We start from the raw sequence: 24,520 nt of genomic DNA, 5'->3' as shown, positions 1-24,520 counted from the left end.
TTTTGAGATTTAAAAGAATCCAGCTACATTAGCGCCTGTTTACACTTGTCACCACACAACCTTGTCACTACACAACATGGCATCACAAAAAAAGAAACATCTACTTCCCGGCTTCGGGCTGTCATTGGGGTACACGCTGGTTTATTTAAGCCTGATTGTATTGATTCCGCTAGCTGCTGTTTTTCTACGCACCACTGAGCTGAGTTGGCATGAATTTTGTGCTGTAGTGACCACGCCACGGGTAGTCGCTACCTATAAACTGACTTTTGGTGCCTCATTACTGGCTGCCGTGATTAACCTGGTGTTTGGCTTACTTACCGCCTGGGTGCTGGTGCGTTACCAGTTCTTTGGCAAAAAAGTGCTCGATGCCCTGGTTGACTTGCCCTTTGCCTTACCCACTGCCGTTGCCGGTATCGCGTTGACTGCGATTTATGCGCCGAATGGCTGGTTAGGTCAATGGCTGGAACCACATGGTATTAAAGTGGCCTTTACGCCACTGGGCGTCGTGGTGGCGCTCACCTTTATCGGTCTGCCATTTGTGGTGCGTACGGTGCAGCCTGTGCTGGAGGATTTCAGTGCAGAAGCTGAAGAAGCCGCTGCCAGCCTGGGTGCCAACCGCTGGCAAACCTTTTACAAAATTATCCTGCCAGCTATCTGGCCTGCCTTGCTCACCGGTTTTTCGCTGGCATTTGCCCGCGCCGTGGGTGAGTACGGTTCGGTGATCTTTATTGCAGGCAATATGCCGATGATCTCCGAGATTACGCCACTGATGATTATTACCAAACTGGAACAATACGATTACGCCGGGGCGACTGCGATTGCGGTAGTAATGCTGGTGATTTCTTTCGTTTTGCTGCTGCTGATCAATCTATTGCAGTGGTGGAGCAATCATCGCCATGGCAATAAATAATTGGCTGCGCGGGCAAATCACGGCGTTGCAAGTTGTTATTTATGGGTACTCGAAATCCTCATGTACTCATTGTACATTCCGGTTTCTGCGTGCCGTGCGCCTTGTGCTTTATCCGCTCGCTCAATATTTAGTTAAATAATAGAAAACTTATGCATAACACACAATTTCAACAATATCAGGGCAAGGTGGCTTTTAAACGCGCGACCTCTGAGCCTGCCTGGGTACGCTGGGGCCTGATCGGGCTGGCCCTTGCTTTTTTGGGGCTGTTTTTGCTGATTCCGCTGGCCGCTGTGTTTTCTGAGGCCTTGCGCAAAGGTTGGGGCGTCTATCTGGCGGCGATTACCGAGGCAGATGCCTTGTCAGCCATGAAGCTAACACTGATTGCTTCCCTGATATCGGTACCGCTTAATCTGGTGTTTGGTGTTGCCGCGGCCTGGGCAATTACCAAATTCGACTTTAAAGGCAAGAGCTTTCTGATCACCTTGATTGACTTGCCGTTTGCCGTGTCACCGGTGATTGCCGGTTTGATCTTTGTGCTGATTTTTGGCCTGCAAGGCTGGTTTGGCGAGTGGTTAATTGATCATGACCTGAAAGTGGTCTTTGCGGTGCCTGGCATTGTGCTGGCGACTATTTTTGTGACTTTCCCGTTCGTGGCACGTGAGTTGATTCCGTTGATGCAGGCGCAAGGCAAAGAAGAGGAAGAGGCGGCCTTAGTATTAGGTGCTTCCGGCTGGAAAATGCTGTGGCACGTGACCTTGCCTAATGTGAAGTGGGGCCTGATTTACGGTGTGATTCTGACCAATGCGCGGGCGATGGGTGAGTTTGGTGCTGTGTCTGTGGTGTCTGGGCATATCCGTGGCCTGACTAACACCATGCCGCTGCATGTCGAGATTTTGTACAACGAATATAACTATGCCGCTGCGTTTGCTGTTGCTTCATTGCTGACGCTACTGGCGCTGGTGACCCTGGTTTTAAAAACATATGTCGAATGGCAGGCTTCGCGTGATGCCGCCAATATTGAAAAGGAAGTGACGGCTTAAAATGAGCATTACCATTCAACACATTAACAAAGGCTTTGGCCAGTTTAGCGCGCTGCGTGACATCAACCTGCAAGTACCGTCTGGCGAGCTGGTTGCATTGCTAGGCCCTTCCGGTTGCGGTAAAACCACCTTGTTGCGCATTATTGCTGGCCTGGAATCCCCTGATAGCGGCCAAGTGCTGTTTGATGGCGTGGATACCACGCATCGTGATGTGCGTGAGCGCCAGGTAGGGTTTGTATTCCAGCACTATGCACTGTTCCGCCATATGACAGTGTTCGAGAATGTCGCTTTTGGCCTGCGTGTGCGTCCAAAAGAGACCCGCCCGTCAGATGCTGAAATCAAGAAACGTGTGCATGATTTGCTCAAGTTAGTACAACTCGACTGGCTGGCAGATCGCTATCCACCGCAATTATCCGGTGGCCAGCGTCAGCGTATTGCCCTGGCACGCGCCCTGGCAGTCGAGCCTAAAGTCTTGTTGCTGGACGAGCCGTTTGGCGCGCTGGATGCCAAAGTACGTAAAGACCTGCGCCGCTGGTTGCGTCGCCTGCACGACGAATTGCATGTCACCAGTGTGTTTGTGACGCACGATCAGGAAGAAGCGCTGGAAGTGGCGGATACCATTGTGGTCATGAATCACGGCCAGGTAGAGCAGGTAGGTTCACCGCAAGGTGTTTACGACCAGCCAGCCACGCCTTTTGTGTATGAGTTTTTGGGCAATGTGAATGCGTTCGAAACACCACAAGGCAAAGGCTTTGTGCGCCCGTATGAAATTGCCGTGAGCCGCGTGGCAGAAGCCAACAGCATCCCTGGTGCCTTAACCTATGTGCATTCTGTCGGCTCTCTGGTGCGCCTCGAAATCAAGCGCACAGACAATGAGCAATATGTGGATGTTGAGCTTGGACGCGAACAGTTTAACCAGTTGAATTTCCAGCAAGGTGAAACGGTGTATCTGAAGCCGACACAATTGCGCGTGTTTTAAACAATTATTCAGCACGATTGAGATTAATCCAGGCGAGCCACAGGGCTCGCCTTTTTTTATCTACTCTAGTCTATCCTTATTCAGATTTAAATGATAATGATTGACTTTTTGTTATTAAATATTAAATTAAATCAATGTTTAATGACATAAATAGAATAACGTTATCATGTCTTGTCACTCCATGATACTTGCTAACATTATGTTAGCCATGGTGGTGCATATGAGAAATCAATGGTAAAGCGATGACGTACGACGAACACACCCCTGATACTGGTAATCTTCCAGAATATGCTCAAATGCTGGTCACTGAAGAGTGGCAGGCTATTATCACGGGCACTCCGCCTGCGGTGATTAAGCAAGTCTATGGCTTGATCCGCGACAATATGCAGGAGTTACTCACCGGTTACCGGCATTATCTGAGTACCGACCCGATATTGAGCAAGGTGCTTAATACGGATGAGATGCGCGCCAAATGGACGGCCGTGTTTGAAGAGTGGGTGTATCAGCTGTTTAGCATGCAGTTTTCAGATGTAGATCACTTCGTGCAGGAGCAGCATGCGCTAGGCATGAAATTGTCGCGCGTTGGCTACCCGGCGCATTCGGTGTCGAAAAGCTTGCGCATGATCAATGCCTGTATTTTGCGGCATATCCTCATGCAAGCGTGGACAGACCAGGAAAAAATGCAGTCGGTGATGTATGTGAATCATCTGATCGGCCTGTCGTACGAGATTCGCAACCATGGCTATATGCAGTCGATTTCTGATCAAACACGGCTTGATGAGTCCTATCGGCTGGCGGTGATAGGTAGCAATATCGCCATGGAAAGAGAGCGTCAACGCGCATTTCTCACCGAATGGGAAAGAAATATCCTGGCCTGGTTTTATAGCCCCTCCGACATCGGTTTGCCACGACTGGCCAAATCTGAATTTGGCATGTGGTTTTTGCATAAAGCCAGCTTGATGTTTGAACGCACCCCCAAGTTGCAAAACATTGCCGAATGTATCGCCAAAATTGATCAGCAGATTTTGCCAAACCTTGAAACCACGCAGTACGATGACCGCGCGGCGATTGGCAGCCAGTTTCAGTTGATTCAGCAGGACCTGGTCAAAATAAAATTTGTCATTAATGAGATTTTTGATTCTCATATTGAGCTGGATAATGCGCGTGACAGCCTGACCCGGTTGTTGAACCGACGGTTTATCCATACCGTGTTATCGCGCGAAATTGCCTTGCAAAAACGTGCAGGCGCCATCGGTTTTGCCATCCTGATTTTGGATCTGGATCACTTCAAAACCGTGAATGATAGCTATGGCCATGCTGCCGGGGACATTGCTTTGCAGAAGGTGGCGACCTTAATGACCGAGTCTGTGCGGCCGTCAGACTTTGTATTCCGGTATGGCGGTGAAGAAATGCTATTGATTCTGGTTGAAGCTGATGCGAACACGGCCATGCATGTGGCAGAGAATATCCGCAGTAAGGTCGCACAAACACGTATTCAGGCGCCGGGCGGCGGCAGTATTGCGCTGACCGTCAGTATTGGTGGCGCGCTGGCCAAGGGCAAAATTGATTATGAGTCTGTGATCGCCGAGGCAGATAAAGCGCTCTACCAGGCCAAACACGCAGGCCGCAACCGGGTGATGATGAGTGCGTGATTATTTTTCACGCACGATGTTGCCTGAAATCACATAGCGTTGTTTGCCGTCAATAATGGTTGAATATACCTTCATGGTGTTCAGGTTGATGACCTGGGTGACATTGATGCCTGTTTTTTCTACCCAGGTTGCAAAGTAAACCTTGTCGGCCACGGTAAAACGTTCAGGTGTTTCTACACCATGCGCGCCTTTTTCATCGCCCTTGATACATAGCCACGACATGGATTTAGCTTCCTTGACCGTGACCCGGTAAACGTTGCCGCCGTCATATTGGTAAAGAAACTGGCCGAGGTAGGCTTCGGCAGCATGTGCTGTGGTGACCAAGCTTGAGAGCAGTATCGTGGTGATCAGTAATGGCAGCGATTTCATAGGTGGTTTCCTGAAGGGGCAGTCAATAGGGCGTTTAAAGTCATGATTCAAGACGGCGTAACCAGGGCCATCTTTGCTGGTAGGAGTTGGCTTTGCTTTCGTAAAGGTCACGATGCGGTGTCAGCGGATTGATGGACAGAATGCCTTGATAGAGCGGCTCAAAACCATGCGGTGCATATACCGCATCAGAATTGATGCCAACACAAGTCGATGGAATCAGGAAGCGGTCTATGCCTTGCTGGCTGTTGTGTAACTGGGTGTAGGGATAGCCAAAGTGGCTTTCATACCACAAGTGTACCCTGGCCTGGTTGCACACCTCCACCGTGATATTGAGGTCATGGAAGAGGGCGTTGGCTTCTTCCTGGCGTGCCTGTTCAGCTTCTGCAGAGACATCCGTGGCGTCAAAGTAGAAGATATCGTAATCCTTGATGTCAGCTTCCGGCGATTTGGCAGATAAACGGTTCCAGACCGTTTGGAACAGGCATCCTGCCACCAGCCAGCTATCCGGCAGAGATAAGTGATGCCAGCGTGCCAGGATCTGGGCGTTGTTCGGATTGGTGAGAATATCTGCGACGAAAGTATGCTGCATGGCGTAGCACTTTAGCGATGATTGCAGGCAGACACAAGCCGCCTGCAATCACCAAGGTGATGCTGCTGATGGTTTAGACCTGAGCCAGCGCCTGCTCCAGGTCAGCAATCAGGTCGTCAATATGCTCAATGCCTACCGACAGTCTGACCATGTCTTCACTCACCCCCGCGCGGGCGAGTTCTTCAGCGTTAAGTTGACGGTGGGTGGTCGTTGCCGGGTGGCAGGCCAGGCTTTTGGCATCGCCGATATTCACCAGGCGGGTGAATAGTTGCAGTGCATCAATAAAACGTGTGCCGCCTTGTAGCCCATCTTGCACGCCAAAAGACAATATCCCCGAAGCTTGCCCCTTCAGGTATTTTTGCACCAGGGCATGGTCTGGATGGTCTGTCAGCCCGGCATATTTAACCCATTTGACCTTGGGGTGTTGCTGCAAGTAATTGGCCACCGCCAAGGCATTGCTACTATGCCGCTCAATACGCAGCGCCAGTGTTTCCAGCCCTTGCAGGATCAGGAAACTGTTGAATGGGCTGATGGCGGCCCCGGTGTTACGCAATGGCACCACGCGTGCACGGGCGATGTAGGCAGCAGGGCCTAGCGCTTCTACATAGTTAACGCCGTGGTAACTCGGGTCCGGTGTATTGAGGCTAGGAAATCTGTCCGCATGTTCACCCCACGGAAATTTGCCGCTATCGACGATGATGCCGCCTATCGAGTTGCCATGACCGCCGATATATTTGGTGAGCGAATGTACGACAATATCGACACCATGCGCGAATGGTTTTGCCAGAATAGGCGTAGCAACGGTATTGTCCACAATCACCGGCACGCCATGTTTATGCGCAGCAGCGCTAATGGCAGCCAGGTCTATCACATTGCCCAAGGGGTTACCTATGGTTTCGGCGAATATCAGTTTGGTGCGGCTGTCTATGAGCTTTTCCAGCGAGGCTGGGTCGCGATAATCAAAAAACCTGACTTCTATCCCTTGCTTGGGCAGAGTATGGGCAAATAAATTATAAGTGCCGCCATAGAGCGTGGAGACCGAGACAATATTGTCGCCAGCCTCGGCAATGGTTTGAATGGCATAAGTGATTGCAGCCATGCCTGAGGCCAGTGCCAATGCGCCTATACCACCTTCGAGTTGCGCCAGGCGCTCTTCCAATACGGCGGTGGTCGGGTTCATGATGCGCGTGTAGATATTGCCCTGTACCTTGAGGTCAAACAGGTCTGCGCCATGCTGGGTGTTGTCAAAGGCGTAAGAGGTCGTTTGATACACGGGCACCGCCACCGCCTTGGTGGTCGGGTCGGGGCTATAGCCGCCATGGATGGATATCGTCTCTTGCTGCATCGCCTGTCTCTCCTTGTGGTTTTATTGTGACGAACAAGGAGTATAGCCCCGCCATGAGGGCTGGTTTATAACATTTGCTTTGCGGCTTATAACCAGTATTTATGAGGCTGGCAGCGGTTATCCCAGGTCTGGGATCATATGGCCCAGTTTGCTGGACTTGGTTTGCAGGTACTTGAGATTTTCTGCGGTCGGTGTGGTCAGCAGCGGCACTTGCTGATGAATACTGATCCCTAACGATTGCAAGGCGGATCGCTTTTCCTGGTTATTAGAAAGCAAACGGATGCGATTGATTTCAAAGTAGCCCAGCATGTCAGCAGCGGCTTCATAGGTACGTGCGTCAATCGGTAAACCCAGTGCCACATTGGCTTCTACCGTATCCATGCCCTGGTCTTGCAAGGCATAGGCACGCATTTTGTTGGTCAGGCCGATGCCGCGCCCTTCATGATTTTTTAAATACAAGATCAAGCCCTGGCCGGTTTCCTGGATCAGGCGTTGTGCGTGATGCAGTTGTTCGCCGCAGTCGCAACGCGTGGAGCCAAACACATCGCCGGTCAAACACTCAGAATGCACTCTTACCAGTGGCGTGCTGGCACGCTGCAGTTCACCGCAGGCCAAGGCAATATGTTCCACGCCATTGCGGTTATCCGTAAATACATGGATATCAAACGCACCAAACTGGGTAGGTAATCTGGCGCTGGAAGTATGGGATAAAAAAAGCATGGGCGTGCGTATTCGGTGTTAAAGGCTCAATCTCATATTGTAGCGGTTATGCGTTTTTTAAAGTGTCTCTCATCAATTAATCTGTACTTTACATGCGGTCATGCATTTGCATGACTGCCAGATGGCTGGAATTCAGCTTGGTTTAAGATGAATACTGTTAAACTTTGGTCGATTTCGGTGGTTTTCAGGAGTGTTGAGCCTATGTTTTGGATGCAACGCCGTATATGGATGGCGCTTTTCGCGCTAGTGCTTGTATTGCTTGCGCTGGTTTACCTGCCGCGCGCAGATTCGGGTGAAAGCCCCGCCAACGCCGGGCGTTTATCGGCGAAAGGCGACATTTTGAGCCTGGAAAAAATCTCCCAAAAAGCCAAGAGTTATAAACCTGGCGAAATTCTGGAGGTCGAACTGGAGAAAAAGCACGGGCGTTATATTTATGAGGTTGAGATACTGGATGCTGGAAGCCAGGTGTGGGAGTTGAAACTGGATGCCAAGAGTGGGCAGTTACTGAAAATGGAACAAGACGACTAATATGCGGTTGCTGCTGGTAGAAGACGATGCTGTGCTTGGCGCACAGACGCAGCAAGCACTCAAGGCTGCGGGTTATGCCTGTGACTGGCTGCAAGAAGGCGGCGAAGCCAGTATACAAGGGGTGCTTGAGCCATATGACCTGGCGATCCTGGATTTAGGCTTGCCTGGCAAGCCTGGCCTGGAGGTGCTGGCCATTTGGCGTGCACAAGCAGACAGTATGCCGGTGATTGTATTAACCGCGCGCAGCAGCTGGCAAGAGAAAGTCGAGGCATTTAACCTCGGAGCCGATGATTATGTGACCAAACCTTTTCACATGGAGGAGTTGCTGGCGCGTATCGGTGCGGTGCATAAGCGCAGCGTGGGCGTGGTGAATAGCGCACTGGTGGTGGCAGATTTAAGTCTGGACGAGCAGACACAGACGGTCTGGCAGGGCGAAACTGCACATGCATTGACGGGTACCGAGTTCAGGTTACTGCGCTACCTGATGTTACATCCCGGACGGATTTTTTCTAAAACCGAGTTGACCGAGCATGTTTACGCCTATGATGCAGACAAAGACAGCAATGTGATTGAGGTCTATATCAACCGCCTGCGGCAGAAAGTCGGCGCCGACCGTATCCAGACCAAGCGCGGCCAGGGCTATGCGTTTACCAGTCTGATGTCCGGGGCGGAGACATGAAATCACTGCGCAGACAGTTGTCGCTGGGCTTGACGCTGAGCCTGGTTGGCCTGCTGACGCTGCAATGGGCGGTGGTCACCTTTACCATAGACCATTTAGTCCAGTCACAAATGACGGCACGTATGCAACAGGAAGCTGAAGGCCTACTGGCAGGCGTGTCAGTGAATGCGCGCGGCGAATTGGCGCTGGAGCCACGACTCATCACAAGCAGTTATCAGCGACCGTTTTCAGGCCGCTATTTTATTGTGCTGCTAGATCATGAGCGCAAGGAGGCCATCCACAAGATACAGTCTCGCTCCTGGTGGGATGTCGATATGCCGGTGAGCGCGCTCAAGGTTGGTGATGAACGCGTCACCCATGTCACTGGCCCGGAGTCGCAACCCTTGCTGCTATTAGGGCATGCTTACCGTAAGCAGCAACACACCATCACTATTTATATTGCAGAGAGTCTGGTTGACTTACAGCAAAGTCTGCGCCTGTTTCATTGGCTGTATGGGGTGTTTTCCCTGCTGGGTTTACTGGCATTGTTGGCGTTACAGCGCTGGATTGTCGTCAATACGCTGCAGCCTTTGCAACAGATTAAGGAGAGCTTGGCAAAAGTCGCCAGTGGCGAGTTGCAACAGATTAATGCCAGTGGCCCGGCGGAGGTGATGCCGCTGGTCAACGAGTTTAACCGTATCCTGAAAACAACCAGCCAGAAAACTCGGCGCTCGCGCCTGGCGATAGGTAACCTGGCACATGGGCTCAAAACGCGCCTGGCGCAGCTGCAATTGCTGGCCGGTAATGGATCAGAGGCAGGGGATATGCAGTTGCGGCAGATGATACAGCACTGTAGCGAGGACATACACCACGATGTGGAGCGTGAGTTAAAACGCGCGCGGCTGATGGGCGATGCCTACACCAGCCAGCAGACGGACCTAGAACTGGAGTTACCCAAACTGGTGACGACTTTGCAGAAGATTTACAGTGATAAAACCGTGGCATTCGCCTGGCAACATGATGGTCAGGCACGTTTAATGGTTGACCGTGAAGATATGCTGGAATTATTGGGTAATGTGCTTGATAACGCTTTTAAATGGTGTCACGGCCAGGTACAACTGCATATTTCTGTACAAAACAGCATACAAGATACTATTGAGATTGTGGTTGAAGATGACGGTCCCGGCAGCAGTGCGCCGACCTTGGACACTTTGTTACAGCGTGGCATGCGTATGGATGAATCCAAACCAGGCAGTGGCTTGGGCTTGGCAATCGTGCAGGATATCGTGCACCATTACCACGGCCAGATTTCGCTCACGCATTCTGAGCGATTGGGTGGTTTGCGCATCAAGATGACGCTGGCACCTACCTTGGCAGGCTCCAGCGTTTAAGGCTTAAAACCAGTCGCGGTTGATACTGTTGACCTTGCCGGTTTTGGCATCAATAGTGACTTCCCATTCGGCACCATTGCTATCGACGATTTCAACTTCGTAGTCCCAGCCAGCGCGAAATTTCCTGCGTTCCAGCTCTACTTCTTTCACCACGCCGGGTTTGGCTGCCAGCGCTTTGCTTTGCGCCTCCTCATGTGAAATCAGGCCAAACGCTTTGGCTTTTTCAGACATCTTTTGTACATCATCATCGTCATCGTCTGCCAGTGCAGGCTGGCAGGCCATCGCGCCTAAAAACAAGGCAATCATGAGCAGGCTAAGGGATTTGTTTGAGGCTTTACGCATCGTGTTCTCCTTGTGTGTTGAGTATTCACGATACATGGCGCGGATTAATCCACGCTTAATTTTCATGCATGCTAGGCAAGTGTAAGTTGGGTTGGTGCGTTTTGAGTTGATTAAATAACCAGCGTGTTTCCAGCAGGTTCCATACCCTGAGCATGGCTTCCATATGATCAAACGGCTTGGTTAAAAAGTCTTTGGCACCCAATGCCAGCGCTTTGCGCCGCGTGGCAATGGTCGCATCCGCGGTCAGTACCAGCACCGGCAAGAAGTCATGTGGTCCGACATGGTGAGAGAGCTGGTCGAGCACGGCAAAACCATCCAGCACTGGCATCATTAAATCCAGCAAAATCAGGTCGGGCTGGAAAGCATTCACCAGGTCCATGGTTTTGGTGGAATCCGTGGTGCTGATCACCTGCTCAAAGCCTTCTTTGGTCAGCAGCTCTTCAAGCAGGCGTAGATTGGCTTCAGCATCGTCAATAATCAGGATTTTAGAGGCACGTAATTGTTCAATATTCATGGAGTCTCGGGCAGGAGTTTTAGCAGTAACTGGTTAAAGGCCGCGACATTCAACGGCTTGGTAAAGTAATGTGTGATGCCCAGCGCGTTAAGCCGCTGTATGGTGTCCGGCAGGGCGTCTGCACTTAACACGACGATGGGAGTGGCTTGCAAGTCCTGACGGCTGGACTGGATATGCTGAATCAGTGACTCCCCTGAGCCATCAGGCAAGTTCAGGTCCAGCAATAGCAAGTCTGGCTGCATATCGCGTAGCCAGACCATGCTTTCCTGCAAGCTGGCCGCCAGGTGCAGCTTGAGGTGGCGATGCTTGCTCATAATGGCTTCTATCAAGGCCTGATTACTGTGGTTATCTTCCACATACAGGATATGGCGCTTGGCCTGACTGGTTGTTGCAGCAGGGCGCGCGTTCAGTGCTGTGCTTGCTTCAGCTTGCGGCAGGGGATTGTGAATTGCCTGCCCGGTTTCCGGCAGGCTGATCCAGAACAGGCTTTGCGCTTCGGCAACACCAATCTGGCCGCCCATGGCATCCATCAGCTGTTTGCTGAGTACTAGGCCCAAACCAGTCCCTTCCGTCACTGTACGTTCTGCGCCCAGCCGGTCAAATGGTGTGAATAGCCGCGAACGCAGGGCGGCGGGAATCCCCTGGCCCTGATCCTGCACATCCACCCGGATTTGGCCTTGCTGCCGATAAGCGCTGAAGCTGACACTGGTATTTTCCGGGCCGTATTTCAAGGCATTGGCCAGCAGGTTTAAAATCACCTGCAGCAAGCGCTGACGGTCAGCGCGCACTTTCAAATCAGGCTCAAAATGCGTTTCTATAGTGATATCGCGTACTTTTTCCAGCGGTTTGAGGTAGTGATAGGCTTCTTCTAGTAGTAAATTCAGGGCGATGACTTCCATAGACATGCTGATATCGCCACTTTCAATGCGCGAAATATCCAGTACTTCGTTAATCAGCTTCAGCAAGTGTTGGCCGGCATTATGAATCAGCGTGGCGCTGTCTTTTTGCCGACCTTCCGGCAAGTCGTTTTCTAGGATCTGCGCAAAGCCCAAAATCGCGTTTAATGGCGTGCGCAGCTCATGGCTGGTACGTGATAAAAAGTTACTCTTGGCGGCACTGGCTTCTTCCGCTTCTACGCGCGCCAGGTGCGCTTCCTGGGCGCTTTGGGTCAGCAATTGCGAGGCGTGCTCCAGTTCGCTGGTGAGCTCACCCAATTCATCCCGGCTAATGCTGGGCAGGGCTAGAGGTTCGCCCTTGACCAAGTGAATGGCGCTGTCGCGTATGGTTTTGACGCGGGCAACAATGGTTTGGGTAAACAGCCAGACGCCAATCAGCGAGCCAACCACGCCTGCAATTACGGCCATCAACGTGATGCGTAAATTGCGTTTGCGTTCGTAAATGACTTCTTTTTTATCCTGGTTGACGATGGTGGACTCGCGTAAGCTCATGCGATCAAGGTGGGCACGCAATTGATTTAAGGCATTGCCCTGCGAGCTGAATTTACCAATCAGGGCTTCATCCGCTTCGTCTTCGCTATGGCTGGCGAGAATCGCCAGGTCGTCCAGGTTTTTTGCCACCAGCGGGTGAATGACCTGCAATAAGTGTTGTTGCGAGCGATCATCCAGGTTGTGCTCCAACGAGCTCAGCAGGTGCGGCATACTTTGCCTGGCACTTTCATAACCACCCAGAAACTGGCGGTTACCTGTGAGCAGGAAGTCGCGCACACCGGTTGAGGCTTCGAGTAACAGGGTTTGCAGGGTTTGAATGTCCTGCTGGATTTGCAGGGCGTTTTGCACGCGTCTTTCCAGCAGGGCAGCCTGCTGTTCGCTTTCAAAAATCAGGGCCAGCGAGCCGAGTAACACCGTGAGCGGCAAAGCATTGAGGACGATGCCTTTGGTGGTCAGCGATAAATCCTGCCACAAGTGATTCAGGCGGCTGGTGAGCTGGGTCATGGTATTAAATAGCGACTGCATCATAAACCGTCACTCTTAAAACCGGCTTCAACTGCTTTGACTGCGGCTTGCGTGCGGTCATTCAGGTCCAGCTTGCTTAAAATCCGTTCAATATGGATTTTGACCGTGCCTGGGGAAATCCCCAGTTTTTGTGCCAGCGCGGCGTTGCTGGGGCCGGAAGGTAACAGGGCGAATACCTCACGTTCACGCGGCGTAAGTTTTTGCAGATAACTGTCATCAATGGTGCTATTGGACTGCGCCTGTCCTTGCAGAGCAAACCCCAGCAAGCCGCATACGCTATGCAGCACTTGCAAGCTGGCCGGACTTAAGGGGTTGCCGGTGATAAGGCCGAGTAAACCAACGGCGCGTTGCTGGCAGGCGATCGGCAAGTGATAACAATGTAATGGCGTCGGCTCATTATTGGTTTGCAGCGTCCACAAGCTGGGTACAAACTGGTTATGCACTTCAAAGTGTAGCGGCTCTTTGAGCCATTGCCCCAGTGCGCCCAGCATGGGCACGCGCGCACCGATAGGGAAGGTTTTGCCGCGCTGTGCCAATATCTTTAATGCCCCGGCATGTTGCTGGCTGATCAGGCCATGTGGTGCGCCAAACTGCATGCAGACTTCATCCAGCAACCATTGCATCAGTTCTTCTGACCAGCCACTGTTGAACAGTTTCTGACCAAGTCGCTCAAACAGTCGGTCATGTGCCATTTGCACTTGTGTTTGTTTCAGCGAGTTGCGTAAGGCAAATGCACTTTCTGTCGGTGGGGGGCTGTCATTCGGCATATGCCGTTTAGTATATACCGAACTACCTATATCGGTAGATTTTTTGATGATAATAGACGGGCAAAATGCAATCCATCGTGAATGCATCAAGATTCACACCAACAGAACAACTTGTCTGAATGACAATTTAAAGGAGATACACCATGCGTACATTCACAACCGTAGCAGCAATGATTCTGGGTTTAAGTCTGGCTTTGCCAGCACAAGCCGTTGAAACCAATGCCGGTGAAACTGTTCATAATACACATCATGTACAGTTTTTGGGCAAACGTGCATACCAGCAACCAGTGGTAGCCAAGGCAGATGCTGATCAAGCCTGGGTGGGCGCCACACTGAGAGTGGACCAGACAAACCAGCAGCAAGTCTTGAAAATGCACTCCCTGGGCAAGCGCGCTTACTAGTCAGTGTTGCGTAAGGTTGTTGGAACATAATGGCCTTACACCTGCCACAGGTGTATACACAAACAAATTATGTAGGAGCGAAAAATGAGTAAATTATTATTGGCACTCTTGGTGACATTTGGTTTAATGGCTAATGCATTGGCGGAAGAGTCGATTGATCAGGACGCCACGGTTAACCAGATGCATCAGCACAATTTTTTAGGTAAGCGCCCTTATGCCAAAACCCCGGTTGCCAAGCAAAATCCGGATGAAAAATGGGTAGGTGCTGGCATCGTCACCGACAAGCCTGAAAAAGGCTTCGATAAGCACCAGCAAATGCGTTTAAACTTTATCGGTAGACGCCCTTTTAATGCAGACACTTCAGCTGATTAACAATAAGCTGACCACTGCTCTGAACAATAACCCCGCATGATTGCGGGGTTTTGTGTGTCATAACGTCAATTATAAAAATTAACAATATAACAATAATTTTGTTTGTGAAGGATATACACCATGTCAACCTCTGTGCAGGGGTCTAGTCCGCTAGACTTGTTCAAGCACATCAATCGAGACTTACCGGCCTCCATTGTCGTGTTTTTTGTGGCATTGCCACTTTGTTTGGGTATTGCCCTGGCTTCTGGTGCGCCACTATTTTCGGGCGTGATTGCCGGGATTATCGGTGGCATTGTCGTTGGCCTGGCCAGCGGCTCGCAACTCGGTGTGAGTGGCCCCGCCGCTGGCCTGGCCGTGATTGTGATGGCAGCGATTGGCAATTTGGGCTCTTATGAAGTTTTTCTGGCCGCGGTAGTCCTCGCTGGTGTGTTCCAGTTTTTGCTCGGGCAGTTTAAAGCAGGCTTTATTGCTTACTTCGTGCCTTCCTCAGTGATTACCGGCATGCTGACAGGCATAGGATTGTTGATTATCCTGAAGCAGATTCCCCATGCATTTGGTTACGATGCGGACTATGAGGGCGATGAATCTTTTGACGCGTTTGCCGGCCATGATACGTTCAGCGATATTTTGCAGGCATGGGACCTGTTAACGCCGGGCGCGGTATTGATTGCTGCTGTGTCTTTTGCGATTTTGATCCTGTGGGATACGGTGCTTACCAAGAAACACCGGATTTTCCAATTGCTGCAAGGGCCGATTGTGGTGGTGCTGGTTGGTATCCTGCTCAATGTGGCATTTATGCGCGGCTGGTTGAATTTCACATTAAGTGACGACCAGATCGTACGTTTGCCAGTAGCGAGTAGCTTGGGTGAGTTTGCCAGCTTCTTTACGCATCCTGATTTTAGTCAGGTGACGCAGCCGCTGGTGATTAAAACCGCCTTGGTGATGGCTATTGTCGCCAGCTTGGAAACCCTGCTTTGTGTTGAAGCCACTGACAAACTGGATGTGCATAAACGCGTGACGCCAACCAACAAAGAGCTCAAGGCACAGGGCTTAGGCAATATTGTCTCAGGCCTGATTGGTGGCTTGCCCATTACACAAGTGATTGTGCGTAGCAGTGCCAACGTGACCTTTGGTGCGCAAACCAAGTTGTCTGCGATCTTGCATGGCTTCTGGTTGTTGCTCAGTGCCATCACCATTGCCAGCTTCCTCAACCTGATTCCTTTGGCCAGCCTGGCTACCATCCTGATTATGGTGGGTTACAAACTGGCGAAACCTAAACTGTTCAAGCAAATGTATCAGCTAGGCTGGGAGCAGTTTATCCCGTTTATTGTGACCATTGTCGCGATCGTATTTACCGATTTGCTGACGGGGATTGGCCTGGGCCTGGTGGTCGCCGTGTTCTTCACCTTGCATCACAGCTACCGCAATTCGCACTACATCAAACAAACGCGCTCTACCAAAGAGGGCAAGGAAGTGTATGAGCTCGTGCTGGCGGAAGAAGTCTCGTTTTTTAACAAGGCAAGTATCCTGGAAGTGTTGGAAGCCATTCCACCGAATAGCAAAGTCGTGATCGATTGTACCAATAGTAAATCGATCGCCTATGATGTCGTGGAATTCATCTATGGCTACCAGCAGCATGCCAAATTGAAAAATATTGATGTAGAAACCATTGATTTCAAACCACCCAAGCATATGCTGGGGCATTAACCAAAAAGCATGGCGTACAAGCCATGCAAAACAATTAATTAGTAGAGGATAGACACTATGTACAAGCACCCATTACTGGACCGCGACAAAATGACCGCGCGTGAGGCACTGGATATCTTGGTTGAAGGTAATCACCGTTTTATTACCGATCGTGAGCAAGACAAGGATTTTAAAAGCCTGATCCAAATCACCAAGGATAAACAACATCCGTTCTCGTCATTTTTGAGCTGCAGTGACTCACGTGCGCCAGTGGAGTTGTTATTTGACCAGGCATTGGGCGACGTGTTCAGCGTGCGCCTGGCAGGTAATATTGCTTCAGACAAAGCGATCGGCAGCCTTGAGTTCGGCAGCAAGTACCTGGGCAGCAAACTGATTGTGGTCATGGGCCATTCGTCCTGCGGCGCGGTGAAAGCGGCTTGTGACGATTTTAAAGATGGTCATATCGGCGAGATTATCAACCTGATCAAACCGTCTATCCGTCACGAAAAGACCATTACCGATCCGGCCCAGCGCAATTCAAAAAACAGTGATTTTGTGGAGAAGATTTGCGCCTTGAATGTAAAATATCAGATCGATACCATCATTCGTTGCAGTGACATTATTGATGATATGTTGCAAAGCAAGCAGATCGGCATTGTCGGTGCGGTCTATGATATCTCTACCGGTAAAGTGGATTTCCTGGAAGATACTTTTATTGGCTAAGCGCTGACTAGGTGAAACAAAAAAGCCGATGCATGCATCGGCTTTTTATTTGGCTTGAAGGTGATTAATGATGGCCTTCTTTGGCCAGGTTAATGCTGTATTTGGGAATCTCTACCGTGACATCGGTTTCCTGCAAAATGGCCTGGCACGACAAACGGGACTGCGGAGTCAGGCCCCAGGCGCGATCCAGCATATCGTCTTCGTCTTCTTCAATCTCATTCAGGCTGTTAAAGCCCTCACGTACCACCACGTGGCAGGTGGTACAGGCACAGACACCGCCACAGGCATTATCAATATCAATATCGTGCTTTAACAGCGCATCGCAGATGGAAGTGCCTTTTTCGGCTTCGATCACGGCGCCTTGCGGGCAGATTTCAGGATGCGGTAATACATTAATTTTTGGCATATTTTAGAGTTCCAGTGAATCCAGGTTTTTGCCTGCAAGGGCTTTTTGTACCGAGGCATCCATGCGCTTGGCGGCAAAGTCTTCTGTGGCATGGTTAAGTGCATCGCTCGCCTGTTTAACCGCATGGCTATCCGTGCCCTGGCATAAGGCCAGCAGCGCATCGATATGGGTTTGTATCTGCTGACGCTCATCTGCACTCAGCAGGGTGTCGCCATCTTCGGCCAAAGCAGCCTGGATTGCTTCAATCAGGCGTTGTGCGTCGACCACGGCCTCACGCAACATGCGGGCGGCTTTGTCGCTTTCGGCTGCACCAAATGAATCCTTCAGCATGTTGGTGATCTGGTCTTCGTTCAGGCCGTAAGAGGGTTTCACCGTGATATTGGCTTCCACGCCATTGGTCTGTTCGCGCGCACTCACAGATAACAGGCCATCGGCGTCGACTTGAAAGGTGACGCGAATGCGGGCGGCCCCAGCTGCCATGGGCGGAATGCCGCGCAGTTCAAACCGTGCCAATGAACGACAGTCACTGACCAGTTCACGCTCACCTTGCACGACATGAATCGCCATGGCGGTTTGGCCGTCTTTATAGGTGGTAAAGTCCTGTGCACGTGCAATCGGCAAAGTCGAATTGCGAGGAATCACTTTTTCTACCAATCCGCCCATGGTTTCCAGGCCGAGTGAGAGCGGAGTGATGTCCAGTAACAGTAACTCATCACCACTGCGGTTGCCTGCCAATACGTTGGCTTGTATGGCTGCGCCCAGGGCGACGACTTTGTCCGGGTCGAGGTTAGTCAACGGTTCCTGCTCGAAGAATGCCTGCACCGCATGGCGGATATGTGGCATGCGTGTTGCACCGCCGACCAGTACCACGCCTTTGATCTCGTCTATGCTTAATCGGGCATCGCGCATGGCTTTGCGCGTGGGACTTAAGGTTTTAATTACCAGATGTTCAGTGAGCGCCACAAACTGGGCCACCGACAAGGTTTCATCGACCAGGGCGCCGTTGCTTAATTTACAGACGATGTTGGCTTCATGATTATCGGTCAGCCATTCTTTGGCCTGGCGCGATTTGGTGAGTAGCAGGCGGGTATCTTCTTCGTTGAGTGGTTTAAAGTCTTTGCTTTTACTGCGCACCTGGTCCAGCACCCAGCAAAAAATGCGGTGGTCAAAGTCGTCACCGCCTAATGCCGAGTCACCATTGGTGGCCAAGACTTCAAACACGCCTTTACTCAGGCGCAAAATTGAAATATCAAAGGTGCCGCCACCCAGGTCATAAATGACATAGACACCTTCGGCCGCGTTATCCAGGCCGTAAGCCACAGCTGCGGCGGTGGGTTCATTGAGCAAGCGCAACACATGCAAGCCAGCGAGGCGTGCAGCGTCTTTGGTCGCCTGGCGTTGTGCGTCATCAAAATAGGCGGGTACGGTGATCACCGCGCCAGTCAGTTCGCCGCCCAATGCTTTTTCAGCACGTGCTTTCAGGGTTTTTAATATATCGGCAGAAATCTCGACCGGGCTTTTTAAACCAGCACGCGTTTTGATTTCGAGGATGCCTTGCGAACTATCATTTTCAACAAAATGATAGGGGATATGCGCTCTGTCGGTAATGTCGTGCAAAGCGCGGCCCATAAAGCGTTTAACCGAGATAATGGTATTCACTGGGTCCTGGCTTTGTGCTGCCTGTGCTTCATGGCCGACAATGACGGCATCCTGCAGGTAACGTACTACAGAAGGCAACAAGGCGTGCCCATGCTCGTCATGCAACACAGTACTCATGCCGCTGCGTACAGTGGCAACCAGGGAGTTGGTGGTACCCAGATCAATGCCTACTGCCAATTTGTGCTGATGTGGGGCAGGGGACAATCCAGGTTCTGAAATCTGTAATAAGGCCATGAAACTCTAATCTTCCAACTGAGCGATCAGCTGATTCACATCTTCACTCACTTTATCAATAAACCGCAGCTTGCGGACGGTCAGTGCTGCTTGCGTCGGGGCGGCCACAATCTCGTTGGCCACTCGCTGCTGCAAGGTTTTTGCCTGTATTCGCATTTCTTTGAGTAATGCATCCAGCGCTGGAATATCTTTACCAACCCTGGCGTCATCCATGGCCTCACGCCACTCCATTTGCGCCATTAAAAAATCACCAGGCATGGCGGTGTTATTTTCTTCATCAGTGGCAATGCCCTGCAGTTGCAGCAAGTAGCGGGCGCGAGATGTCGGCTGTTTGAGTGCCTGGTAAGCTTCATTCACCAGTGTGGCCATTTGCATGGATTGCATGCGGTCGGCAGGCGAAGCATTCACAAATTTATCCGGATGGACTTCCGCTTGTAACTTGCGGTACTGGCCATCCAGTACGGTCAAGTCCAGCTCAAACTGTTGCGGCAGCTGAAAGAGGGCGAAGTAGTTTTGCATAGTCTTTTGGCCGCAGCGTCAGGCGAACGCTGCGTGTATTTGCAGCAACAATTAAACGGTAAATGACTCGCCGCAGCCGCACTCGTCTTTGACATTTGGATTGTTGAACTTGAAGCCTTCGTTCAAGCCTTCCTTGGTAAAGTCGAGCTCAGTGCCATCGATATAGACCAGGCTTTTCGGGTCGACAATTACCTTGACGCCGTGGCTTTCAAATGACACATCTTCCGCTTGCATTTCGTCCACAAATTCCAGCGTGTAGGCCATGCCTGAACAGCCAGTGGTTTTGACGCCCAGGCGTAAACCAAGGCCCTTGCCACGGTTGGCCAGGAACTTCTCGACACGGTTAGCTGCTGTTTCAGTCAGGGTAATTGCCATACGCTTAGCCTTGCTTGGATTTCAAATCAGCGATCGCAGATTTGATAGCATCTTCTGCCAGTACTGAGCAGTGAATTTTCACTGGTGGCAATGCCAGTTCTTCAGCAATCGCAGAGTTTTTGATTTCTTGCGCCTGATCCAGCGTTTTGCCTTTTAACCATTCGGTCACCAGCGAGCTGGAAGCAATCGCAGAACCGCAACCATAGGTCTTGAATTTGGCATCTTCAATCACGCCTGCATCATTCACCTTGATTTGCAATTTCATCACGTCACCACACGCAGGCGCGCCGACCATGCCGGTGCCCACATTCGGGTCATTTTTGTCCAGAGAACCCACGTTACGTGGGTTTTCGTAGTGGTCCAATACTTTATCTGAATAAGCCATGTTGTTGCTCCTATCAATTAAATCGCGACCAACAGGATTGTGTCGCTTTTTAATTCTTAAAAAATATTCCTTAATTCGTAAAAATTGCAGATTTGACTGTCTGGCAAGGCGGAGGATTGCGCCGTTTAGCTTATCTAAACAAGCAGTCCGAAAACGCCGCCAGGCGGTCAAAGATCAATTTTTAATGTTCCGCCCATTCTACTTTGGACAGATCAATTCCATCCTTGAACATCTCCCATAATGGGGACAGTTCACGCAATTTTCCAATTTTGCTCTTTAACAGGTCAATGGTGTAATCCACATCGGCTTCGGTAGTGAAGCGGCCAATACTGAAACGGATCGAGCTGTGTGCAAGTTCGTCTGAGCGGCCCAAGGCACGCAACACATAGCTAGGCTCCAGGCTGGCAGAGGTACATGCAGAACCAGAGGAGACAGCAATATCCTTGATCGCCATGATCAGTGACTCGCCTTCAACGTAGTTAAAACTGACGTTGAGGTTGTGCGGCACACGATGATCCAGGTCACCATTGACGTAAGTCTCTTCGATTTGTAGCAGGCCGTTCAGTAAGCGGTCACGCAGTGCGCGGATACGCTCGTTTTCGCTTGCCATTTCTTCGCGTGCAATGCGGAAAGCTTCGCCCATGCCTGCAATCTGGTGCGTGGCCAGGGTGCCGGAACGCATGCCGCGCTCATGGCCACCGCCATGCATTTGCGCTTCAATACGAATACGCGGTTTACGACGCACATATAATGCGCCTATGCCTTTAGGGCCGTAGGTTTTATGCGCAGAAAAGCTCATCAAATCCACGGGCAGCGTTTCCAGGTCAATCGCGACTTTACCGGTGGCTTGCGCAGCATCGACATGGAAAATCACATTGTTGGCGCGGCAGACATTACCCAGCGCCGTAATGTCCTGGATCACGCCGATTTCGTTATTGACCAGCATGATAGACGCCAGCACAGTATCCGGACGAATCGCGGCTTTGAATTTCTCAAGCGAAATCAGGCCGTCGGCTTCTGGTTGCAGGTAAGTCGCTTCGTAGCCTTCACGCTCGAGTTCACGCACTGTATCCAGCACCGCTTTGTGCTCGGTGGCTGCGGTGATGATGTGCTTGCCTTTGCTGCCTGCATAAAAGTGCGCGGCACCTTTAATCGCCAGGTTATTCGACTCCGTCGCGCCTGATGTCCACACGATCTCACGTGGATCGGCATTGACCAGCTTGGCTACTTCTTCACGCGCATTTTCCACGGCGTGCTCCGCGGTCCAGCCATACGGGTGGCTACGCGAAGCCGGGTTGCCAAAGTCTTCGGTCAGGTAAGGAATCATTTTTTGCGCCACACGTGGGTCTACCGGTGTGGTCGCAGAGTAATCCAGATAAATCGGCTTTCTTTCAGACATGTCTCATGCTCTTTCAATTAAAGTCTCATGCCGCAACGGCATTTAATCCTTTCAGACGCTGCATTTGTTGCTGCAACGCTGCTAAAAACTGTGTGATTTCTTCACTGGTATTGCTATCGCTCAGGCTGACGCGCACTGCACCGCGTGCCAGGTCTGGCGTGATGCCCATTGCCAGTAGTACATGACTGGGCTCTGTACTATCACTGGAGCAGGCCGAGCCGCTGGCAACTGCAAAGCCAGCTTTATCGAGTGCTGTCACCAAGGTTTCGCCTTCAATATTCGTAATGGCAAAGAAACTGGTGTTTGGCAGGTGCTCGGCTTGTGACGCAAAAATTGTAGCGCCTAACTTGTTTAACCCGGTTTCCAACTGGTCACGCAATTTTTGTACGACGGTGTGACGCGCGTCCAGCGTTTCCATCGCCAATTGGCAAGCCCGGGCAAAACCGACAATACCGGCGACATTTTCAGTGCCACTACGCAGGCCACGTTCCTGACCACCGCCATGCAATAAAGGTGCAATGTCTACACGTTTATCCAGAATCAAGGCGCCGACTCCAATCGGGCCACCAATCTTGTGACTTGAGATCGTCATTGCATGTACGCCAAGCGCGATCATGTCGACGGCGATTTTGCCGAAAGCCTGTACGGCATCGGTATGCAATAACGCACCATGTGCTTTTGCCAATTGCGCCAACTCGGCTATTGGCTGTATGGCGCCGGTTTCATTGTTTGCCAACATGGCCGAAACCAAGCCTGTGCGAGTGCTCAGTGCTTGTTCGGCCTGCGCCAGGTCAATCACGCCCTGACTGTTGACGGCAAGCTGGGCGACTTTCCAGTCATGCCAGGCCAGCGATTGTGCCGGGCGGGTCACGCATGGATGCTCAATGGCACTGATCAGTAGCTGTGACGGGCTCAGGTTGGCCGTGATGCCTTTAATCGCAAAGTTATTCGCTTCAGTGCCGCCAGAGGTAAACACGACTTGTGACGCCTGAACACCGACGCACTCGGCAATCTGCTTCCTGGCCAGCTCCATCGCCTCACGTGCATTGCGGCCATACACATGGCGACTGGTCGGATTGCCAGTCGCCTGGGTCAACCAGGGTAGCATCGCTTCCAGTACCTGCGGTTTTAACGCCGTGGTGCTGTTGTGATCCAGGAAAACGGTTTTCGTTGTCATAGCCAAATGTTAGGCGGCAATGGTTGCTTCAGAGCCACATTTTCTCGGTGCAAAGACCACTGTGCCCGCGCCTTTTTTGCGTTGCATCTCGACCATATCCGCCAGGCTGACGCCGGACAAATAATCCAGAATCTTGCTATTTAATGATGCCCAGAGCTCATGCGTCATGCAACGGCCTTCGTCGTGACAGTTTTCATTACCGCCACATTGGGTCGCATCAATTTGTTCGTCCACAGCCGTGATAATGTCGGAGACTGAAATCTCTTGGTGTGCTCTGGCGATGCGGTAGCCGCCACCGGGCCCGCGTACGCTGGAAACCAGCCCTTGCTTACGCAAGCGGCTAAATAGTTGTTCAAGATATGATAGGGAAATGCTTTGGCGTTCGCTAATGCCAGCCAAGGTGACTGGCTTGTCTGCTTCGTAGAGCGCAATGTCCAGCATCGCAGTAACAGCAAAACGTCCTTTGGTGGTTAATCGCATCTTGAGATGACCTTTTAAAACAGAGTTGAATTGTATAATAACCTACTGTTTTAGTCAATTATTATGCTTGAAAAGTTCAAGTCATGCTGGACGATGGTTTGAGGTAGGTGCTACTTGCCTTTGCGGGCAATTACTCTGGCTTTTTGGCAAAGGCTTCACCGACGTTGCTATCTGTTTCAACATCATTGAGTTTGGCTAATTGCACTTTAAGCTCGGCGATTTCCGCCTCTTGCTTGTGCGCATGATCCAGCAGGCTGTTAATCGCTTTGATCATGGGGTCGTTTTCATCATTGCCAACCGCGTAGGCGCTGAAGCCCATTTTTTGCGCGGCATCCTGACGCTGTTTGGCTTTTTCTTCTTCGAGGATGCGGGCCGGAATGCCAACTGCGGTGGCGCCGTCCGGCACATCCTTGACCACCACGGCATTGGAGCCAATCTTGGCGTTTTTACCAATCGTAATCGGCCCTAGCACCTTGGCACCTGCGCCAATCACCACGCCAGATTCCAGTGTAGGGTGGCGTTTGCCTTTGTTCCAGCTGGTGCCGCCGAGGGTGACACCATGGTAGAGCGTGCAATCATCGCCAATAATGGCGGTTTCACCCACCACGACCCCCATGCCATGATCAATAAACACACGGCGGCCAATGGTAGCACCAGGGTGGATTTCGATGCCGGTGATCCAGCGCCCGAAGTGGGAGAGCGCGCGCCCTAGCCAATACAGGCGGTGACTCCACAACCAATGGCTGAAACGATGCAGAATCAAGGCATGCACACCAGGGTAGGTGGTCAGAATTTCAAAGTGCGTGCGGGCCGCCGGATCGCGGTCAAACACAATCGAAATATCTTCTTTGAGGTGCTTAAACATGCGCGCATTATGCCATTAAGTTAAGCCCACGTCTAAAGCCAGCATGCGCGACTATGGTCCAT

28 protein-coding genes are annotated in these 24,520 nt (G+C 51.3%); 11 read left to right on the top strand and 17 right to left on the bottom strand.

Annotated elements, in window-relative coordinates; translation table 11 throughout:
• Nucleotides 1-76: 76 nt before the first annotated feature.
• From cysT to MET42_RS0109325, 4 genes are all read left to right on the top strand, one after another.
• On the top strand, nt 77-910 hold the full coding sequence (cysT, locus tag MET42_RS0109340; RefSeq protein WP_029512389.1) for a sulfate ABC transporter permease subunit CysT: 834 nt from the start codon (nt 77-79) through the stop codon (nt 908-910).
• 149 nt (nt 911-1,059) lie between these two features.
• Nucleotides 1,060-1,950: a sulfate ABC transporter permease subunit CysW gene (gene cysW / locus MET42_RS0109335; RefSeq protein WP_019882662.1), complete on the top strand. Its 891-nt coding sequence runs from the start codon at nt 1,060-1,062 to the stop codon at nt 1,948-1,950.
• A 1-nt stretch (nt 1,951) separates the two neighbouring features.
• A complete protein-coding gene (locus MET42_RS0109330; protein WP_019882661.1) occupies nt 1,952-2,929 on the top strand; it encodes a sulfate/molybdate ABC transporter ATP-binding protein in 978 nt (325 codons plus the stop codon).
• 242 nt (nt 2,930-3,171) lie between these two features.
• A complete protein-coding gene (locus MET42_RS0109325; RefSeq protein ID WP_232411436.1) occupies nt 3,172-4,581 on the top strand; it encodes a GGDEF domain-containing protein in 1,410 nt (469 codons plus the stop codon).
• Here the strand turns inward: MET42_RS0109325 and MET42_RS0109320 are convergent, their stop codons facing one another.
• From MET42_RS0109320 to ribA, 4 genes are all read right to left on the bottom strand, one after another.
• Complete coding sequence (locus MET42_RS0109320) at nt 4,582-4,950, bottom strand: MoaF C-terminal domain-containing protein (protein WP_019882659.1); 369 nt, start codon at nt 4,948-4,950, stop codon at nt 4,582-4,584.
• Between the two features lie 40 nt (nt 4,951-4,990).
• Entirely contained in the window at nt 4,991-5,539 is a 549-nt protein-coding gene (locus MET42_RS0109315; protein ID WP_019882657.1) for a nucleotidyltransferase family protein, read from the bottom strand.
• A gap of 73 nt (nt 5,540-5,612) precedes the next feature.
• A complete protein-coding gene (locus tag MET42_RS0109310) occupies nt 5,613-6,884 on the bottom strand; it encodes an O-acetylhomoserine aminocarboxypropyltransferase/cysteine synthase family protein (protein ID WP_019882655.1) in 1,272 nt (423 codons plus the stop codon).
• Between the two features lie 117 nt (nt 6,885-7,001).
• The gene (ribA, locus tag MET42_RS0109305) at nt 7,002-7,604 is read right to left on the bottom strand and encodes a GTP cyclohydrolase II (protein WP_019882654.1); all 603 of its coding nucleotides are present in this window, start codon (nt 7,602-7,604) and stop codon (nt 7,002-7,004) included.
• A 201-nt stretch (nt 7,605-7,805) separates the two neighbouring features.
• On the opposite strand from ribA, the gene MET42_RS0109300 reads away from it, so the two are divergent.
• The 3 genes from MET42_RS0109300 to MET42_RS0109290 are packed head-to-tail and all read left to right on the top strand — an operon-like array spanning nt 7,806 to nt 10,181.
• Nucleotides 7,806-8,132, top strand: coding sequence for a PepSY domain-containing protein (locus MET42_RS0109300; RefSeq protein WP_019882653.1), 327 nt, complete (start codon nt 7,806-7,808; stop codon nt 8,130-8,132).
• Between the two features lies 1 nt (nt 8,133).
• Entirely contained in the window at nt 8,134-8,811 is a 678-nt protein-coding gene (locus MET42_RS0109295) for a response regulator transcription factor (protein ID WP_019882651.1), read from the top strand.
• Entirely contained in the window at nt 8,808-10,181 is a 1,374-nt protein-coding gene (locus MET42_RS0109290; protein WP_019882650.1) for a sensor histidine kinase, read from the top strand. The genes MET42_RS0109295 and MET42_RS0109290 overlap by 4 nt, the downstream gene beginning before the upstream one ends.
• 3 nt (nt 10,182-10,184) lie before the next feature.
• Here the strand turns inward: MET42_RS0109290 and MET42_RS0109285 are convergent, their stop codons facing one another.
• The 4 genes from MET42_RS0109285 to MET42_RS0109270 are packed head-to-tail and all read right to left on the bottom strand — an operon-like array spanning nt 10,185 to nt 13,864.
• Nucleotides 10,185-10,523 (bottom strand): PepSY domain-containing protein, encoded by a 339-nt coding sequence (locus MET42_RS0109285; protein WP_019882649.1) that lies wholly within the window; start codon nt 10,521-10,523, stop codon nt 10,185-10,187.
• Between the two features lie 55 nt (nt 10,524-10,578).
• Complete coding sequence (locus MET42_RS0109280; protein ID WP_019882648.1) at nt 10,579-11,037, bottom strand: response regulator; 459 nt, start codon at nt 11,035-11,037, stop codon at nt 10,579-10,581.
• Nucleotides 11,034-13,013 (bottom strand): ATP-binding protein, encoded by a 1,980-nt coding sequence (locus tag MET42_RS0109275; RefSeq protein WP_019882646.1) that lies wholly within the window; start codon nt 13,011-13,013, stop codon nt 11,034-11,036. Before MET42_RS0109275 ends, MET42_RS0109280 begins: the two co-directional genes overlap by 4 nt.
• Nucleotides 13,010-13,864 (bottom strand): LuxR C-terminal-related transcriptional regulator, encoded by an 855-nt coding sequence (locus MET42_RS0109270; protein WP_232411433.1) that lies wholly within the window; start codon nt 13,862-13,864, stop codon nt 13,010-13,012. Before MET42_RS0109270 ends, MET42_RS0109275 begins: the two co-directional genes overlap by 4 nt.
• A 56-nt stretch (nt 13,865-13,920) precedes the next feature.
• Between MET42_RS0109270 and MET42_RS0109265 the strand changes: the two genes are divergently transcribed.
• The 4 genes from MET42_RS0109265 (at nt 13,921) to MET42_RS0109250 (ending at nt 16,959) form a co-directional block, all read left to right on the top strand.
• The gene (locus MET42_RS0109265) at nt 13,921-14,178 is read left to right on the top strand and encodes a hypothetical protein (protein ID WP_019882644.1); all 258 of its coding nucleotides are present in this window, start codon (nt 13,921-13,923) and stop codon (nt 14,176-14,178) included.
• Nucleotides 14,179-14,262: 84 nt separating this feature from the next.
• The gene (locus MET42_RS0109260) at nt 14,263-14,550 is read left to right on the top strand and encodes a hypothetical protein (RefSeq protein ID WP_019882643.1); all 288 of its coding nucleotides are present in this window, start codon (nt 14,263-14,265) and stop codon (nt 14,548-14,550) included.
• Nucleotides 14,551-14,670: 120 nt separating this feature from the next.
• Nucleotides 14,671-16,257 carry a SulP family inorganic anion transporter gene (locus tag MET42_RS0109255; protein WP_019882642.1) on the top strand — a complete coding sequence of 529 codons (1,587 nt, stop codon included), beginning with the start codon at nt 14,671-14,673 and terminating at the stop codon, nt 16,255-16,257.
• Between the two features lie 57 nt (nt 16,258-16,314).
• Complete coding sequence (locus MET42_RS0109250) at nt 16,315-16,959, top strand: carbonic anhydrase (RefSeq protein WP_019882641.1); 645 nt, start codon at nt 16,315-16,317, stop codon at nt 16,957-16,959.
• A gap of 64 nt (nt 16,960-17,023) precedes the next feature.
• Here MET42_RS0109250 and fdx read toward each other — a convergent pair whose 3' ends face one another.
• The 9 genes from fdx to cysE form a co-directional block, all read right to left on the bottom strand.
• On the bottom strand, nt 17,024-17,365 hold the full coding sequence (fdx, locus tag MET42_RS0109245; RefSeq protein ID WP_019882639.1) for an ISC system 2Fe-2S type ferredoxin: 342 nt from the start codon (nt 17,363-17,365) through the stop codon (nt 17,024-17,026).
• Between the two features lie 3 nt (nt 17,366-17,368).
• A complete protein-coding gene (gene hscA, locus MET42_RS0109240) occupies nt 17,369-19,258 on the bottom strand; it encodes a Fe-S protein assembly chaperone HscA (RefSeq protein WP_019882638.1) in 1,890 nt (629 codons plus the stop codon).
• 6 nt (nt 19,259-19,264) lie between these two features.
• Nucleotides 19,265-19,777: a Fe-S protein assembly co-chaperone HscB gene (hscB, locus tag MET42_RS0109235; RefSeq protein WP_019882637.1), complete on the bottom strand. Its 513-nt coding sequence runs from the start codon at nt 19,775-19,777 to the stop codon at nt 19,265-19,267.
• Between the two features lie 51 nt (nt 19,778-19,828).
• Nucleotides 19,829-20,152 (bottom strand): iron-sulfur cluster assembly protein IscA, encoded by a 324-nt coding sequence (iscA, locus tag MET42_RS0109230; protein WP_019882636.1) that lies wholly within the window; start codon nt 20,150-20,152, stop codon nt 19,829-19,831.
• Nucleotides 20,153-20,156: 4 nt separating this feature from the next.
• Nucleotides 20,157-20,537 carry a Fe-S cluster assembly scaffold IscU gene (iscU, locus tag MET42_RS0109225; protein ID WP_019882635.1) on the bottom strand — a complete coding sequence of 127 codons (381 nt, stop codon included), beginning with the start codon at nt 20,535-20,537 and terminating at the stop codon, nt 20,157-20,159.
• 181 nt (nt 20,538-20,718) lie between these two features.
• Entirely contained in the window at nt 20,719-21,936 is a 1,218-nt protein-coding gene (locus MET42_RS0109220) for an IscS subfamily cysteine desulfurase (RefSeq protein ID WP_019882634.1), read from the bottom strand.
• A 25-nt stretch (nt 21,937-21,961) separates the two neighbouring features.
• A complete protein-coding gene (locus MET42_RS0109215) occupies nt 21,962-23,113 on the bottom strand; it encodes a cysteine desulfurase family protein (RefSeq protein ID WP_019882633.1) in 1,152 nt (383 codons plus the stop codon).
• Nucleotides 23,114-23,122: 9 nt separating this feature from the next.
• Nucleotides 23,123-23,593 carry a Fe-S cluster assembly transcriptional regulator IscR gene (gene iscR / locus MET42_RS0109210; protein WP_019882632.1) on the bottom strand — a complete coding sequence of 157 codons (471 nt, stop codon included), beginning with the start codon at nt 23,591-23,593 and terminating at the stop codon, nt 23,123-23,125.
• 130 nt (nt 23,594-23,723) lie between these two features.
• The gene (gene cysE, locus MET42_RS0109205) at nt 23,724-24,458 is read right to left on the bottom strand and encodes a serine O-acetyltransferase (protein ID WP_019882631.1); all 735 of its coding nucleotides are present in this window, start codon (nt 24,456-24,458) and stop codon (nt 23,724-23,726) included.
• Between the last annotated feature and the right edge of the window lie 62 nt (nt 24,459-24,520).

Origin of the sequence: Methylophilus sp. 42 (genome assembly GCF_000384155.1) — a bacterium.
GTDB lineage: Bacteria > Pseudomonadota > Gammaproteobacteria > Burkholderiales > Methylophilaceae > Methylophilus.
The sequence above is the reverse complement of the archived record's forward strand: the minus strand, read 5'-3'. Positions and strand labels throughout refer to the sequence as shown.

Coding starts and splice junctions, on each gene's coding strand:
- cysT (WP_029512389.1), top strand. CDS start 77: ATGGCATCACAAAAAAAGAAACATCTACTTCCCGGCTTCGGGCTGTCA.
- cysW (WP_019882662.1), top strand. CDS start 1,060: ATGCATAACACACAATTTCAACAATATCAGGGCAAGGTGGCTTTTAAA.
- MET42_RS0109330 (WP_019882661.1), top strand. CDS start 1,952: ATGAGCATTACCATTCAACACATTAACAAAGGCTTTGGCCAGTTTAGC.
- MET42_RS0109325 (WP_232411436.1), top strand. CDS start 3,172: ATGACGTACGACGAACACACCCCTGATACTGGTAATCTTCCAGAATAT.
- MET42_RS0109320 (WP_019882659.1), bottom strand. CDS start 4,950: ATGAAATCGCTGCCATTACTGATCACCACGATACTGCTCTCAAGCTTG.
- MET42_RS0109315 (WP_019882657.1), bottom strand. CDS start 5,539: ATGCAGCATACTTTCGTCGCAGATATTCTCACCAATCCGAACAACGCC.
- MET42_RS0109310 (WP_019882655.1), bottom strand. CDS start 6,884: ATGCAGCAAGAGACGATATCCATCCATGGCGGCTATAGCCCCGACCCG.
- ribA (WP_019882654.1), bottom strand. CDS start 7,604: ATGCTTTTTTTATCCCATACTTCCAGCGCCAGATTACCTACCCAGTTT.
- MET42_RS0109300 (WP_019882653.1), top strand. CDS start 7,806: ATGTTTTGGATGCAACGCCGTATATGGATGGCGCTTTTCGCGCTAGTG.
- MET42_RS0109295 (WP_019882651.1), top strand. CDS start 8,134: ATGCGGTTGCTGCTGGTAGAAGACGATGCTGTGCTTGGCGCACAGACG.
- MET42_RS0109290 (WP_019882650.1), top strand. CDS start 8,808: ATGAAATCACTGCGCAGACAGTTGTCGCTGGGCTTGACGCTGAGCCTG.
- MET42_RS0109285 (WP_019882649.1), bottom strand. CDS start 10,523: ATGCGTAAAGCCTCAAACAAATCCCTTAGCCTGCTCATGATTGCCTTG.
- MET42_RS0109280 (WP_019882648.1), bottom strand. CDS start 11,037: ATGAATATTGAACAATTACGTGCCTCTAAAATCCTGATTATTGACGAT.
- MET42_RS0109275 (WP_019882646.1), bottom strand. CDS start 13,013: ATGATGCAGTCGCTATTTAATACCATGACCCAGCTCACCAGCCGCCTG.
- MET42_RS0109270 (WP_232411433.1), bottom strand. CDS start 13,864: ATGCATTCACGATGGATTGCATTTTGCCCGTCTATTATCATCAAAAAA.
- MET42_RS0109265 (WP_019882644.1), top strand. CDS start 13,921: ATGCGTACATTCACAACCGTAGCAGCAATGATTCTGGGTTTAAGTCTG.
- MET42_RS0109260 (WP_019882643.1), top strand. CDS start 14,263: ATGAGTAAATTATTATTGGCACTCTTGGTGACATTTGGTTTAATGGCT.
- MET42_RS0109255 (WP_019882642.1), top strand. CDS start 14,671: ATGTCAACCTCTGTGCAGGGGTCTAGTCCGCTAGACTTGTTCAAGCAC.
- MET42_RS0109250 (WP_019882641.1), top strand. CDS start 16,315: ATGTACAAGCACCCATTACTGGACCGCGACAAAATGACCGCGCGTGAG.
- fdx (WP_019882639.1), bottom strand. CDS start 17,365: ATGCCAAAAATTAATGTATTACCGCATCCTGAAATCTGCCCGCAAGGC.
- hscA (WP_019882638.1), bottom strand. CDS start 19,258: ATGGCCTTATTACAGATTTCAGAACCTGGATTGTCCCCTGCCCCACAT.
- hscB (WP_019882637.1), bottom strand. CDS start 19,777: ATGCAAAACTACTTCGCCCTCTTTCAGCTGCCGCAACAGTTTGAGCTG.
- iscA (WP_019882636.1), bottom strand. CDS start 20,152: ATGGCAATTACCCTGACTGAAACAGCAGCTAACCGTGTCGAGAAGTTC.
- iscU (WP_019882635.1), bottom strand. CDS start 20,537: ATGGCTTATTCAGATAAAGTATTGGACCACTACGAAAACCCACGTAAC.
- MET42_RS0109220 (WP_019882634.1), bottom strand. CDS start 21,936: ATGTCTGAAAGAAAGCCGATTTATCTGGATTACTCTGCGACCACACCG.
- MET42_RS0109215 (WP_019882633.1), bottom strand. CDS start 23,113: ATGACAACGAAAACCGTTTTCCTGGATCACAACAGCACCACGGCGTTA.
- iscR (WP_019882632.1), bottom strand. CDS start 23,593: ATGCGATTAACCACCAAAGGACGTTTTGCTGTTACTGCGATGCTGGAC.
- cysE (WP_019882631.1), bottom strand. CDS start 24,458: ATGTTTAAGCACCTCAAAGAAGATATTTCGATTGTGTTTGACCGCGAT.